The organism is Latilactobacillus fuchuensis, from assembly GCF_900258455.1.
GTDB classification, from domain to species: domain Bacteria; phylum Bacillota; class Bacilli; order Lactobacillales; family Lactobacillaceae; genus Latilactobacillus; species Latilactobacillus fuchuensis.
In genome coordinates this window covers 1,362,296-1,374,884 of record NZ_LT984417.1, presented here as the reverse complement: position 1 = coordinate 1,374,884, position 12,589 = coordinate 1,362,296, and the positions used below count along the sequence as shown (strand labels likewise).

At 40.2% G+C, this 12,589-nt stretch carries 13 protein-coding genes; 8 read left to right on the top strand and 5 right to left on the bottom strand.

The annotated features are described in order from the left end of the window. Positions 1 to 174 precede the first annotated feature (174 nt). Complete coding sequence (locus LFUMFP_RS06480; RefSeq protein ID WP_081779513.1) at positions 175 to 864, top strand: glycoside hydrolase family 88 protein; 690 nt, start codon at positions 175 to 177, stop codon at positions 862 to 864. Between the two features lie 112 nt (positions 865 to 976). On the opposite strand, the gene LFUMFP_RS06475 is transcribed toward LFUMFP_RS06480, so the two are convergent. Both LFUMFP_RS06475 and LFUMFP_RS06470 read right to left on the bottom strand, forming a co-directional pair. Beyond that, the gene (locus tag LFUMFP_RS06475; RefSeq protein ID WP_106483281.1) at positions 977 to 2,008 is read right to left on the bottom strand and encodes an aldose epimerase family protein; all 1,032 of its coding nucleotides are present in this window, start codon (positions 2,006 to 2,008) and stop codon (positions 977 to 979) included. Positions 2,009 to 2,153: 145 nt separating this feature from the next. Then, positions 2,154 to 3,311, bottom strand: a complete 1,158-nt coding sequence (locus LFUMFP_RS06470) for an ROK family transcriptional regulator (RefSeq protein ID WP_106483280.1) — start codon at positions 3,309 to 3,311, stop codon at positions 2,154 to 2,156. 233 nt (positions 3,312 to 3,544) lie between these two features. Between LFUMFP_RS06470 and xylA the strand changes: the two genes are divergently transcribed. Then, positions 3,545 to 4,885, top strand: a complete 1,341-nt coding sequence (gene xylA / locus LFUMFP_RS06465) for a xylose isomerase (protein ID WP_408609865.1) — start codon at positions 3,545 to 3,547, stop codon at positions 4,883 to 4,885. Positions 4,886 to 4,958: 73 nt separating this feature from the next. Beyond that, the gene (gene xylB, locus LFUMFP_RS06460) at positions 4,959 to 6,467 is read left to right on the top strand and encodes a xylulokinase (protein ID WP_056950760.1); all 1,509 of its coding nucleotides are present in this window, start codon (positions 4,959 to 4,961) and stop codon (positions 6,465 to 6,467) included. 51 nt (positions 6,468 to 6,518) lie between these two features. Here the strand turns inward: xylB and LFUMFP_RS06455 are convergent, their stop codons facing one another. Genes LFUMFP_RS06455 through LFUMFP_RS06445 form a run of 3 tightly spaced genes read right to left on the bottom strand, consistent with a single transcriptional unit; the run spans position 6,519 to position 8,780 of the window. Then, positions 6,519 to 7,925: a PTS galactitol transporter subunit IIC gene (locus tag LFUMFP_RS06455; RefSeq protein WP_025082449.1), complete on the bottom strand. Its 1,407-nt coding sequence runs from the start codon at positions 7,923 to 7,925 to the stop codon at positions 6,519 to 6,521. Positions 7,926 to 7,963: 38 nt separating this feature from the next. Next, entirely contained in the window at positions 7,964 to 8,263 is a 300-nt protein-coding gene (locus tag LFUMFP_RS06450; RefSeq protein WP_025082448.1) for a PTS sugar transporter subunit IIB, read from the bottom strand. A 25-nt stretch (positions 8,264 to 8,288) separates the two neighbouring features. Then, positions 8,289 to 8,780, bottom strand: coding sequence for a PTS sugar transporter subunit IIA (locus LFUMFP_RS06445; protein WP_025082447.1), 492 nt, complete (start codon positions 8,778 to 8,780; stop codon positions 8,289 to 8,291). 266 nt (positions 8,781 to 9,046) lie between these two features. On the opposite strand from LFUMFP_RS06445, the gene LFUMFP_RS06440 reads away from it, so the two are divergent. From LFUMFP_RS06440 to LFUMFP_RS06420, 5 genes are all read left to right on the top strand, one after another. Next, positions 9,047 to 9,802 carry a DeoR/GlpR family DNA-binding transcription regulator gene (locus tag LFUMFP_RS06440; protein WP_025082446.1) on the top strand — a complete coding sequence of 252 codons (756 nt, stop codon included), beginning with the start codon at positions 9,047 to 9,049 and terminating at the stop codon, positions 9,800 to 9,802. 18 nt (positions 9,803 to 9,820) lie between these two features. Then, positions 9,821 to 10,249, top strand: coding sequence for a galactose-6-phosphate isomerase subunit LacA (gene lacA, locus LFUMFP_RS06435; RefSeq protein WP_025082445.1), 429 nt, complete (start codon positions 9,821 to 9,823; stop codon positions 10,247 to 10,249). A gap of 17 nt (positions 10,250 to 10,266) precedes the next feature. Beyond that, complete coding sequence (gene lacB / locus LFUMFP_RS06430) at positions 10,267 to 10,785, top strand: galactose-6-phosphate isomerase subunit LacB (RefSeq protein WP_056950757.1); 519 nt, start codon at positions 10,267 to 10,269, stop codon at positions 10,783 to 10,785. Positions 10,786 to 10,832: 47 nt separating this feature from the next. After that, complete coding sequence (gene lacD, locus LFUMFP_RS06425; RefSeq protein WP_025082444.1) at positions 10,833 to 11,810, top strand: tagatose-bisphosphate aldolase; 978 nt, start codon at positions 10,833 to 10,835, stop codon at positions 11,808 to 11,810. Between the two features lie 92 nt (positions 11,811 to 11,902). Beyond that, complete coding sequence (locus LFUMFP_RS06420; protein WP_025082443.1) at positions 11,903 to 12,580, top strand: DUF4867 family protein; 678 nt, start codon at positions 11,903 to 11,905, stop codon at positions 12,578 to 12,580. Positions 12,581 to 12,589: the final 9 nt, after the last annotated feature.

The following is a 12,589-nucleotide window of genomic DNA, read 5'->3' as shown; positions in this document are numbered from 1 at the left end:
CTTGTCTATTGAAAGTTAGTGGTAACTTCAATATAACATGAAATTCACGTGGCGTTTTTTAGTTAGCGGTGGCTAACTTCATTATAAAATTCACCGCTCCTATCTTGTTTTATTAATTATGGCACAACTGTTCAGAAATTTATGTACCAAATACTAGGATAGGAGCAGGGAGATCTGGATGATCCTAAAGAGTATCGATTAATTATTGATTCCTTGTTAAATTTACCTTTATTATTTGAAGCATCAGAAATTTCAGATAAGAATGAATATAAAGATGTTGGAATTAAACACTATTCACAAGTTATTTCCAATATTATTAGAGCCGATTTTTCAACCTGTCATACTTTTTATTTTGATCCAGTCAGTGGTAATCCACTGCATGGAGCTACTTCTCAAGGATATTCAGATGATTCTTGTTGGTCAAGAGGTCAGGCGTGGATTCTTTTAGGGATGCCTTTATATAAAAAGTATTTTCCAGCGACCAATGAAAAAAATTTATATCAGAATATTTTGAATTACTATCTTCAACATATACCAGAAGATGCTATTCCATATTGGGATCTTATTTTTACTGACTCGGATAAGGAACCAAAAGATAGCTCAGCTGCGGCTATCATGGCCTGTGGAATGTTAGAGGCTAAGAAGCAAGATTATGAATCTAAAGGAGATGACATTGCAAAAGGAATTCTTAAAGTATTGAGTGAAAATTATGCAACGCAAGATTATGAAGACGGGCTACTTAAACATGGCGTTTATTCATACGCTTCTTCAAAGGGAATTGATGAGGCTAATTTATGGGGAGATTATTTCTACATGGAAGCGCTTATGCGTTTATATAATCCGGATTGGGGAACATATTGGTAGCTTTAAAATGAATAACTTTTAAAGAAGTGGACTGATGCGGTAAAATTACTAAAGAATAGGTGCATCACATAAAAGAGCCCACCACATGGTGAGCTCTTTTTGTGTACCTTTATTAAAGTTGTTGATAACAATATTGAATCTGATAGGTTTTGGACTGATTAGCGGGTAGTGTGACGTCGCCAAAATCAGGATGATTAGGGGTGTCTGGCAAGGTCTGTGGTTCGAGTGCGATACCCTGATAAGGGTGACCAACGCCATTTTCAAAGGGTAAATCTGGTGTGAATGAATTTGCAGTGTACACGACCAAGCCATTACGCTTAGATTTAATGGTGATCTGACGTTGGCTATCTTGATCCTTTAACACTGCAATCCTGTCGGATCGATCAGGTTGGACGTTGAAGATATCGTCTAATCCTTTTTCAGTCGTAGATTGTAGCGCATCTATTGCTGGTTGCAAGAGCTGGCCGTTGTTGAAATCAAACGGAGTATTTTGAACGTCGATTAATTGACCGGTCGGGATTTTTTCAGCATCAACGGCTAAGTATTGTGGACTGTTCAACGCTAATGAATGGTTTAAAATATGGTTGGTATCACTTAAATTAAAATAAGCGTGACTCGTTGGATTGAAGACGGTGGTTTGCGAGCTGTCGCCGGTAAAAGTGAGGGTTACCTGATTATCATTATCGAGTGTGTAACAAATATTCATGGTTAAATCGCCAGGGAAGCCATCCTCGCTACTTTTAATTAGCCGTTTAAAGCAAATACTGACGCTATCTTGCTTCGTTTCAGTTGTATAATCCCAAATGAACTGATGAAAGCCGTGTGGACCACCATGTAGGGTATTGTGACCTTCGTTTTGGGGAACCGTAATGGATTGACCAGCCAAAGGAAATTGACCATTTTTTAGACGACCACCAATGCGCCCAATTGCCATACAAACGTAAAATGGATTGTTTAAGTAGTCGGTGGAATGGGGGAAACTCAAAAGAAGATTTTTAGAACCGGTTGGTGTTGGGACTAAGAATTGCTGCCAAGTGGCCCCCAATGTTAAGAATGCAGCGCTAATGCCGTGGTCGTTGGTTAACGTAATTTGATCGATTGGCTGGTGTTGATAAGTGTCAAAATGACTCGTTTGGATGTCCATTGTGAGATTCCTCCAGAAATGTTAGTTTTTTAAGCAAACTAATGTTTAACAACAGTATAAACTGCTGGTTAATTAATGCAACCGTTTTCTTTTGGGTGCTAAAAACCGGCCTACACGAAAAATTAAAGTCGTTTAAGCCGGTTTTCTAAAGATTTAGGTGCAAATCATAATTAGTGAGTCCCAGTGCTTGGTGGGTAATCACTGCAGCGCCACCATAGAGCGGCGCATCTTCAATCATTGGTGATAGTTGGATTGCGGGTTGATTTGTTGCGGATAGTTCAGCATAGCGGGCCTCAATATTATCAATTAAACTGGGGATTTCACCAACAATTCGGGATTGTAGATAAATAATATCGGGACTAAAGCTTTGATCCAAATTATAGAGAATAAAGGTAATCGCATTGATGAATTCTAACATCAATTGCTGTGCTTCAGGATCATCCGAACGATAGTATTGTAAAAAGCGATCGCGGTCTAAATGGGCAATCTTTTTAATGTCTTTGAGCCGGTCGAAAAGGGCATCTTCACTAAATGATTCTTCTATGGGCCGGATGACCCTAGCTTGTGGTTCGGGATAAAAGATTGAGCGACCAACTTCACCGGCTTGGCCATGACGTCCGCGGTAGAGTTTATGATTAATAATAATGCCGGCCCCAATCCCGTTATGGACGTCTAAAGCAATAATATTACGTTCAGTCGGATGGATTAAGTAGTCACTAGCCGCAATTGCGGCTAAATTAGCTTCGTTCTCAAGCATGACTGGCACACCAAATTCGGCGAGGGCGTCTGCTAAATTAATAGACCCCATGTCGATAAAGGGGGAGTCAACAACTTGATTGTGGTCAACAATCCCGTTAATGGCGATTGAAATGCCTAATAAGCCGTGGGTCGCTTTCGGGATTGAAACTTGGTGGATTTGTATTTTCATCATCTCAACAATCGCCTCGATTGGTTGATCAATCACTGGCGTTGAAGAGAACGAAATTTTTTCACCATTAATCCAATTGACCATCATTCTTAGATGATGATGGCCAAATTCGAAATTAATTGAGTAACCGTAGTGGCGATTAAATTTAATTAAAATTGGCCGCCGACCACCAGCTTCTGAGCTCATTCCCTGCCCAATTTCGCTGATGTAACCTTGGTTAGAAAGGGTTGTATACAGGGATGAAATCGTCGATTTATTGAGTTTTAAATGATTGGCAATTTCAATCCGACTGGTTTGTGGCCGATTAAATAGCATTTGTAACATTAATTTTAAATTTAAATCGCGCATTGCGTCCTGATTAATTGATCCAGCCATAGTCGTGCTCCTTAAGAATTAATAATACTGTAAGCATACCAGAATTAGACGGGAATAAGCAGTTTTTTTTAATGGGAAATAGGTTCGAAAAACGGCTCATATAGAAATAATAATTTAAATTGATAAAAAATAAAGAAAACCCTTGCAAAAAATCGAGAAAGGGGTTACATTATTAATTGTAAGTTGGTTGTTTCAAAAAACTAATCTAAAAAAGAGCTAAGGAGATTTTAGTGATGAAATTATTTAATCAAGAAAAAATGACATATGTCGGTAATCAATCAGGTTTGAAAGCTGGGAATGGTTTTCATTATTATAATCCTGATGAAATGATCAATGGCAAGAAAATGAGTGACTGGTTGAAATTCTCTGTTGCATACTGGCACACAATGGATCAACGCTTAGTCGATCCATTTGGTGATGGCACTGCCCAACGTCCATGGGATAAATTTGAAGATCCAATGGAACAAGCGTTAGCTAAAGTTGATTATTTATTCGAATTTTTAGATAAAATGGGTGTTGAATACTTTGCATTCCATGATCGGGATTTAGCACCAGAAGGCAACACTTTACGTGAAACCAACGCTAATTTAGACAAAGTGGTTGACCACATTGTTGAAAAGATACAAGAAACGGGTAAGAAGGTCCTTTGGAATACATCAAGCCTCTTTACTAACGCTCGCTTCGTAGCCGGTGGCGCAACGGCCCCATTTGCTGATATTTTTGCTTATTCAGCCGCTCAAATCAAACATTCATTGGAAATCGCTAAACGGGTTAACTCTGAATCATACGTTTTCTGGGGTGGTCGTGAAGGTTACGAATCACTATTAAACACTGATATGAAATTAGAACAAGATCACATTGCTAAATTCTTCCATTTCGCTAAAGATTACGCTAACGAAATTGGCTATACGGGTCAATTCTTATTAGAACCAAAACCAAAAGAACCCACATCACATCAATATGATACGGATGCAGCGACAACGATTGCCTTCTTGAAGACTTACGGTTTGGAAAAAGATTTCAAATTGAACTTGGAAGGGAATCACGCTTACTTAGCCGGTCATACTTACGAACACGAAGTTCGCGTGGCTCGTGATGCCGGTTTGTTGGGGTCATTAGACGCTAATATGGGTGATAAGTTAATCGGCTGGGATATCGATGAATTCCCTAACGACATCTATGAAGCAACACTTGTGATGTATGAAATGCTTAAAAATGGTGGTCTACCAACTGGTGGATTGAACTTTGATGCGAAACCACGTCGTCAATCATTCTCAATGGATGATCTATTCTTAGCGCATACTGCTGGGATGGACACTTACGCTGCTGGCTTGAAAGTGGCTAGCAAGTTAATCGAAGACCGCGTCTTTGACGAAGTCATCGAAGATCGTTACAGTTCATTTAAGACTGGCATTGGTGCTGATTTTGAAGCTGGCAAAGTAACCTTTAAGGACTTTGAAAACTACATTATCGACAAACCACAATCAGAATTAATTGCAGCGACTAAATCAGGCCATTTAGAACAACTAAAAGCGACATTAAACAACTACATCTTTACCGTATTAGGCAAATAATTGAGATAGAAGAGCAATGGCAATCGTCCGGCGCTCTTTTATTTTCGAAATCATTATAGAATGGAGTAGACAGATGGGATTAGTATTAGGCGTTGATTTAGGCACGAGCTCGGTTAAGGTGTCAGCCGTTAACCAACAGGGTGAAATTGTGGCCCAACAAGGGTTTGATTATCAATTATCACAACCTAAACCCGGCTATAGCGAACAAAATCCGGAAGACTGGGTGACTTCAACGACGGTCGCGATTGACCGACTGATTTTAAAAGACGGCATCAAGGCCAACGAAATTGAGGGCATTAGTTATTCAGGGCAAATGCACGGCTTGGTCTTGTTAGATGATAATAATCAGGTTTTACGACCAGCTATTTTGTGGAATGATACGCGGACTACGGCGCAATGCAAAGAAATTTTGAATCAGATGGGCCAATCTTTTATTGATATCACTCGCAATGTACCACTTGAAGGTTTTACGCTACCTAAAATTTTATGGGTCAAAGAAAATGAACCACAAATTTTTGCGAAGGTTAAAACAATCCTCCTACCAAAAGACTATTTACGTTACCGGATGACCGGCGATTTAGCGATGGAATATTCCGACGCCGCCGGTACGGTGGTTTTAGATGAAGAAAATAAATGTTGGAGTCAAGCGATTGCGGATCAATTTGATTTGCCAATCAGTATTTTCCCTAAATTAATGGAATCAATCGATTTGGCGGGGACAATCAGTGATTCGTACGCGACGTTCTCCGGGTTAAAAACGACCACGAAGGTTTTTGGTGGGGCAGCCGATAACGCCGCTGGTGCGATTGGTGCCGGAATTTTGTCATCGAACATGGTGATGTCCTCGATTGGTACCTCTGGGGTCGTTTTGAAATATGAGGATTCAGCCGATGTTAATTATAATGGCGGCCTTCATTTCTTCAACCATGCGATTCCAAACAAATATTATACGATGGGGGTCACTTTAGCGGCCGGCTATAGCCTGTCATGGTTTAAAAAGACGTTTGCACCAGAAGCCGACTTTAACGATTTTGTGACGGCTGCGGCCGAATCCACGGTCGGTGCTAACGGTTTGCTGTTCACACCGTACATTGTCGGCGAACGGACACCTTATCCTGATGGCGATATTCGCGGCAGTTTTATCGGGATTGATGGCACGCATACACAAAAAGATTTCACGCGCGCAGTTTTAGAAGGGATTATCTTCTCGTTTGCAGATATCATGGCAATTTTCGATGCGAAGGGCAGTCATTTTGACACCGTGGTTTCAATCGGCGGTGGGGCGAAGAGCCCGGTTTGGTTACAAATTCAAGCCGATATCTTTAATAAAAAAGTCGTCTCATTAGTCAACGAACAAGGCCCCGGGATGGGTGCCGCGATGATTGCTGCGACCGGTGTGGGTTGGTTTGATTCCGTTCAAGATACGGCTAAGGCGTTTGTCAGCTATGGCAAGGAATACTTACCAAATCCTGAAAATGTTCAAAAATATCAAATGTTGCATACACTCTACAAAAAAATATACGGCCAAACGGCTGAAATTAGTCATGGTTTGATGGCTTATCGGAGAGATCAATTAAATTAAGATCAAAAAAGGCGCCTCAAGTTTAAATACTTGAGGCGTCTTTGGGTGCTACTATTTAGCAGCTTTAGCAGCGTATTCAGCGTTACGTTTCTTCATTTGGAAAGCATACCAGATAAAGATGAGTAGGTATAATGCTAAAGCGCCAAGTGCGTAAAGAATAAATTTAATATCGCCTTGGCTGGCATTACCAACAAGGTAACCTAAGAATTTTTCGATAGGACCTTCCATCGTGGTATGTGAAATTAAAGCATTTTGAGAAATCCCTTTAGGGAAAGCACCGACTGCTTTAGCAGTGGCAGTAACGAATGGTGCGGATAATGTACCAGCCCAAAGGAAGATTGGTAACTCTAAGGCACCGATAATAATCATCCGAATGACTTTACCACGTGTAACGACTAACAATGCAGGTGTAACCCCCATAGCGATAATCCCACCAAGTGGTAATAATTTGTTGCCAGGTAAGACTAATGCTTCTAACAACATAATAGGGGCTAAAACGTTAGCGGCTGCCCAAACTTCAGCACGACCAGCAATAAATGGCCAGTCTAAGCCGACGTTTAACTTCCGACCTTTTAATTTGCCATTAGCAAAATTAGTAATTCCTTGAGAGAGTGGTTCAACGGCAGCGATGAACCATGAACCGATTAATGAGAATAATTCCAAACAGAATGCGGCCGTAAATGATAGCGTAAATATTTCTTTAGGACCTTGGCCGGATAGTAAACCAATAAAGATCCCTAAATAAATCCCAATGGCGAATTTACTACCCCAAAAGCCAATTTTTTTATTTAACTTAGCGGCATCAAAATCGTATTTGTCCAACCAAGGAAACAGTTTATCAAAAATCTTGTCAAAAACCATGATGACGGGATTCATCATATAATTCATATGAGTGGTTGTCATGGGATTTGATTCTGGTGCATTTAGCAAGTCATTAAAGGTTGGTTTCATTAAATCAGAGTTAATGATTTTTAAGACGCCAATGAAGATTACTAGTAATGTTGCAATTAATAAGTTAGCGCCACAGTAGATTGAAAAGAGACCAACAAAAGCTAAATGCCAAATATCAAAGATATCAACGTCTAATGTATTGGTTTTCTTCATAACGAGCATGATGATGTTGACAATCACCATAATTAATAAGAAATAAAGGGTGTATGGTGAGCCCCAAGTAATGGTTGCTAAAGGTGCCCATCCAACATCGGTGGCCGATAGATTAATACCGGTTGATCTGACAAAAGCAGTTAGAGCATCCTGGAATGAAGATGTGAGGACGCCGATAACCGCTCCAATCGCAGTTAAAGCAATGGCGAGTTTGATACCACCTTCTAGGGCTTTTGAGAATTTAACCTTAAAGATAAGAGCAATCAGCGTTAAAACAATCATCATCATCGGTGCAGCCCCAAGATCAATAATGGGTTGGAAAACGGTATTGGCAAAATGAATGATAGTTGACATAGGTACATCTCCTTAAATTAATAGGACAACAGGAATCGTTACTTCATTGCTTTAATGGCTTCTTCAACTTGATCATAAACGGGTTCAGCCATAGCAGGCATCCGGTATAGAATTGGGCCAGCATCAATGACCGGGATTTTAGGATCAAAGCCTAGATCGGTTGCCGCGATTGGCGTAAAAATATCATAATGAGCCATCATTTCTTCTGTGATATCTTTAACCATGACAGCATCAGCGGTGACTTCATAACCGCGATTACCCATTTCTGTTTCTAAAGCGTCTTTAATTTGATGACTTGAATTAACACCAGCACCACAAGCTGCTAAAATTTTAATCATTATAAATTCCTCCTCGATAATTGTATTAAAAGTTTTGATTCAAAAATTGATAGATTTCATTTGGTGTTGTTAATTTGAAAAAGTGTTCTAATTGATCAGATGGGGTTTGACTAATAAAGTCCATAATTTGAGCAAGGACGTTTACTTGGCCCTCTGGATCATCATTTAAAATCATGAATAAGAAATGGACCTCTAGGGTTGAAGCAGGTGCAATCATACTGTGGAAGGTTAGTGGATTGATAAGTTTAACCGGAATAATACGCCGGGTTTTGACAAATTCACATTCAGTATGTGGAATCGCAATGTTAGGATAATGACTAGAAATAACGGATAAGTCCATTCCGGTTGGGTAATGGATTTCACGATCAATCAAATTATTAACAAAACTTGCGGTTACAAGGTTTCGTTGATAAAGTTTTTGCGCAATCTCTTTGAAAACTTCAACCTGACTAGTCGCTGTACTCGTGTAGATTGTTTCTGGTTGAAATAAAGTAGTCGTAGAAAGTTTAGGTTGCATGTTATCACCTCCATTTCTGGTTGCAAAAGTTTGATAATGTTTGGTAATGTTTACAAATCAAATAGTAAACGCTTTCTTGGCCGTTGTCAACCACTTGCTAAAAATTTAATTTGTTGATTTTTAAGGGATTAAGCCAGGTGAAATATCATTGAAACAAATGGGTTACTAGGCGATTATCAAAACAACGGTTAAGTGTGCTTGACTTCACTAAATTTAAATGTTAATTTATGTTTGAAACGAACATTAACGAACAAAGGGGTGATTGGATGTTAAAACGTGAACGGCTTGTCGCGATCTTAGAGATGGTTAATACTGCAGGATTGGTAACCACTACTGAATTAATTGACGCTTTACAAGTTTCTGACATGACCATTCGTCGCGATTTGGATGAATTAAATAATAGTGGCAAATTAATTCGAATTCATGGGGGTGCCCAAAGTATTAAAGGCTCGACGTTGTACGAACCGTCACATATTGAAAAGCGTGAAATGCATATTGATGAAAAAAGGGCCATTGCTAAATTAGGGGCCCAATTTGTGGCGGAGGAGGAGACTGTTTTTATCGGGTCTGGTACAACGCTTGAATTGTTGGCCCAATCGATTCAAGTTAACCAACTGCGCGTTGTGACCAATAGTTTGCCCGTTTTTGAAAGTATTCAAACCCGAAACGCGAATTGGGAATTAGTTTTAATTGGTGGGACTTATCGAAATCGTTCGGGGGCCTTTATTGGTAACTTAGCGAATTCGACACTGGAATCATTAAAGTTTGATAAAGCCTTTATTGGGGTCAATGGGATTCATAACGAAGCCGTGATGAACGCAAGTGCGGAAGAGGGGCGGACCCAAGGGATTGCATTAAATAATGCGCAACAAAAAATTATTCTGGCGGATTCAAGTAAATTAAATCGGGATGATTTTTACCAATTCTATAATCTATACGATATAGACGTCTTGGTGACTGACCAGTCAATCACTAATGAAGAATTAGAGCAATATGGGCAATTTACTAAATTAGTTAAATAAAAAATTGGAGTGATATTGATGAAAATTGCAATCGCGACAGATCAAGCTGGTTTTGATTTAAAGGAATATATTAAAGCCTATTTGGAAGAAAAATCTTTAGAAGTCCTTGATTTAACACCAAGTCCAGCGGCTGATTTTGTTGATTCATCAGTGCTGGTTAGTGAAGCTGTTTTAAAAGGGTCGGCAGACCGTGGGATTATGTTTGATCAATTTGGATTAGGTTCGGCCATGGCGAGTAACAAAATTCACGGTATGGTGACAGCGAATGTCACTGAAGAAAACACCGCACACATGACGACTGAACATAATGGGGCTAAAGCAATTGCCATCGGAGCGGGCTTAGTGGGTCCTAAATTAGCCGAAGCAATCGTTGACGAATATCTCAGTGTTGAATACGCTGGTGGGCGCCATCAAATTCGTTTAGACATGTTAGAGAAATTAATCTAAGTTTGGAGGATGAACTAATGAGAATTGCAATTGGAAACGATCATATTGTGACAGCGGTCAAGATGCAAATTTCTGACTTTTTAAAAGCGAACGGCCATGAAGTGATTGATGTTGGCACGCACGACAATACACGGACCCATTATCCGATGTATGGGTTGATGGTCGCTGATTTAGTACGAGATCAAAAAGCGGACTTAGGGGTCGTTTTATGCGGAACGGGTGTTGGAATCTCGACTGCTGCTGATAAAAATAAAGGGGTCCGCGCAGCTTTAGTGGCGGATCCAATCGCGGCTAAATACGCCAAAGAACATTTGAATGCGAATGTGATTAGTTTTGGGGGTGCGGTTGTGGGTGAACATTTAGCGGAGGAAATTGTACGCGCTTTCGTAGATGCTAAATATTTAGCGCAACCAGCAGATGCTGAACTGATTGCTAAGATTGATGCTCTAGAACCAGATAATCCAGAGCAACACGATAACCCGCACTTTTTCGATCGTGAAAATGATTTGTGGGCGCAAGGTTATTATCACGATTAAAAGGATTGCCATGGTAGCTAATCAATCACGATAAGAAGGGTGAAAAAATGACACCAAATAAAATCGCATTATTAAAGAAAATGTCGAATGAAGCAGGCGTAATCGCTGCGTTAGCAATTGATCAACGGGGTTCTTTGAAAAAAATGTTAGCTGCAGCGGCGAAGCAACCCGCGAATGAAGAGGATATTGTTGCTTTTAAAGAAGCGATTTCTTCAGAGTTAACACCGTATGCTTCGGCTATTTTATTGGATCCAGAATACGGGTTACCAGCAGCTAAGGTCCGAGCTGACGGAACGGGTCTATTAGTCGCCTACGAAAAAACGGGTTACGATGTCAGTACACCTGGGCGCTTACCCGATTTAATTTCAGAATGGTCAGTCAAGCGATTAAAGGCGGCCGGAGCGGATTCAATTAAATTCTTGTTGTATTACGATGTGGATGAAGCAAAAGCAATTAATGATCAGAAACAAGCCTTTGTCGAGCGGATTGGCGACGAATGTTTGGCAGAAGATTTACCATTCTTTTGTGAGCTGGTGTCCTATGATGCGACCAATGAGGATGTCAAAGGGGTCGAATACGCTAAAGTTAAACCACATAAAGTACTTGAAATGATGACAGAATTTTCAAAAGCACAATACAATATTGATGTCTTGAAAGTGGAAGTGCCGGTTAATATGGCCTACGTTGAAGGGTTCAATGAAGATCGTGAAGTCGTCTATACACAAGCACAAGCGATGGCTTTATTTAAAGCCCAAAGTGACGCGACAACGTTACCGTATATCTTTTTAAGTGCGGGAGTGACCGCCGCATTATTCCAAGCAACACTTGAATTGGCGCACGAAGCAGATGCACAGTTTAATGGGGTGCTTTGTGGACGAGCAACTTGGAAAAATGGCATTGAACCTTTTGCCAGTAGTGAAGCAGCAGGCCGTCAATGGTTGCAAACCACTGGTAAGCAGAATATTGAAACGTTAAATTCAGTTTTAAATAGAACGGCAACATCTTGGTTTAGTAAAGTGCAATAAGGACAGTTAATTGTCACTAAAAACGGCACCTTGATAGGTCAAAGGCGTCGTTTTTTAGTGAAGTAATTGTTTGAGAAAGGGATGCGTTGGACATGACATTAGCGGCTTTAAAACAAATTAATCCAGATTATCAGATTTTAAGCATCAATGATCCGCGCTTCGCTCAATTTGGACTTGTTTATTCTCAATATGATTTAACTGAAATTGAACAATGGATGGGCCAAAATGTGCGGGTTGATCCGCAAGATAATCAATATGTGCCGAGCAATCCAGCATTAGAATCATTAGCGATGATTCAGCAAATTGGTCGGGATGTCTTTGCGGGGATGCCGATTGAAGCGGGTGAATGTACGGGCCAGACAAGCGACTTTTCAGCGATTGAATACCATCAAGGTAGTGAGGTTAACGTTATATTGACTGATGTCGTGATGGTGTTAGGCAAACGGGCTTCTTTGGAAAAAACGGGTCAATTTAACCCACGACAAGAAGGACTCCTGTTTTATATTCCGGCGGGCACCGTTGTTGAATTTTATAGCGATACGCTACATTACAGTCCAATCAAAGTCTGGTCAACGGGATTTAAGATGATTGTAATGTTACTGGCAGGGACCAACCAACCGTTCGAACAATCGTTAAACACGACCAACCAGCGAATCGTTAAACAAAATAAATTTCAATTGGTTCATGCGTCGCGGACTGATAAAATTAAACAAGGCATTCAAGTGGGCGTCGTTGGTGAATTGATTCGACTAAACCCATTAAAAATATAGAGATTAAGA

Excerpts from the sequence above, each read along its gene's own strand:
- lacB (WP_056950757.1), top strand. The coding sequence starts at position 10,267 with ATGAGAATTGCAATTGGAAACGATCATATTGTGACAGCGGTCAAGATG.
- xylA (WP_408609865.1), top strand. The coding sequence starts at position 3,545 with ATGAAATTATTTAATCAAGAAAAAATGACATATGTCGGTAATCAATCA.
- LFUMFP_RS06455 (WP_025082449.1), bottom strand. The coding sequence starts at position 7,925 with ATGTCAACTATCATTCATTTTGCCAATACCGTTTTCCAACCCATTATT.
- lacD (WP_025082444.1), top strand. The coding sequence starts at position 10,833 with ATGACACCAAATAAAATCGCATTATTAAAGAAAATGTCGAATGAAGCA.
- LFUMFP_RS06470 (WP_106483280.1), bottom strand. The coding sequence starts at position 3,311 with ATGGCTGGATCAATTAATCAGGACGCAATGCGCGATTTAAATTTAAAA.
- LFUMFP_RS06440 (WP_025082446.1), top strand. The coding sequence starts at position 9,047 with ATGTTAAAACGTGAACGGCTTGTCGCGATCTTAGAGATGGTTAATACT.
- LFUMFP_RS06450 (WP_025082448.1), bottom strand. The coding sequence starts at position 8,263 with ATGATTAAAATTTTAGCAGCTTGTGGTGCTGGTGTTAATTCAAGTCAT.
- LFUMFP_RS06420 (WP_025082443.1), top strand. The coding sequence starts at position 11,903 with ATGACATTAGCGGCTTTAAAACAAATTAATCCAGATTATCAGATTTTA.
- xylB (WP_056950760.1), top strand. The coding sequence starts at position 4,959 with ATGGGATTAGTATTAGGCGTTGATTTAGGCACGAGCTCGGTTAAGGTG.
- LFUMFP_RS06445 (WP_025082447.1), bottom strand. The coding sequence starts at position 8,780 with ATGCAACCTAAACTTTCTACGACTACTTTATTTCAACCAGAAACAATC.
- lacA (WP_025082445.1), top strand. The coding sequence starts at position 9,821 with ATGAAAATTGCAATCGCGACAGATCAAGCTGGTTTTGATTTAAAGGAA.
- LFUMFP_RS06475 (WP_106483281.1), bottom strand. The coding sequence starts at position 2,008 with ATGGACATCCAAACGAGTCATTTTGACACTTATCAACACCAGCCAATC.